At 42.2% G+C, this 521-nt stretch carries 1 protein-coding gene; it reads right to left on the minus strand.

Annotated elements, in window-relative coordinates; all coding sequences use genetic code 11:
* The coding region (locus tag HMPREF3027_RS00095; RefSeq protein WP_246830489.1) for an IS3 family transposase at nucleotides 1-464 on the minus strand (464 nt) is incomplete at its 3' end.
* Nucleotides 465-521 lie beyond the last annotated feature (57 nt).

Genomic DNA, 521 nt, shown 5'->3' on the forward strand with positions numbered 1-521 from the left:
CTTTTTGTGTTGTAAAACTCTATGACTGAGGCTAGTTCATCCTTTGCCTCTTTGATGGTTTTGAAACGTTTGCCTTTTAAGAGCTCGTTCTTTATAGTGTTATTGATCCTCTCTGCTTGTGCATTATCTTTGGGATCTGGGGTTTCTGTCATACTTATATCTATGTCATTCTTTTTAAGGATATCTACATACTGGTGGCTGGCATACTGGCAGCCTCTGTCTGAGTGATGGATGAGCTTCTCGCTCGCTTTATCATTCGCTTTAAGTCTCTTAAGTGCCTGATTTAGAGCTTCAATAGGGTGCTTTGTGTCTAGGCTATCGCCTAGGCTCCACCCAACAATTTCTTTCGAGTATGAGTCTAAGATCACGGATAGGTAGCTAAACTTATGATGTACTCCGTCATAATGGATGGGGATATACGTTATGTCGCTCACCCATACCTGATTAGCCCTTTCTGGTATCATATCTTTGACGAGGTTACCATAGAGCTTAAAACCGTGGTTGGAGTTGGTGGTTCTCGG

Source organism: Porphyromonas sp. HMSC077F02 (assembly GCF_001815465.1).
GTDB lineage: Bacteria > Bacteroidota > Bacteroidia > Bacteroidales > Porphyromonadaceae > Porphyromonas_A > Porphyromonas_A somerae.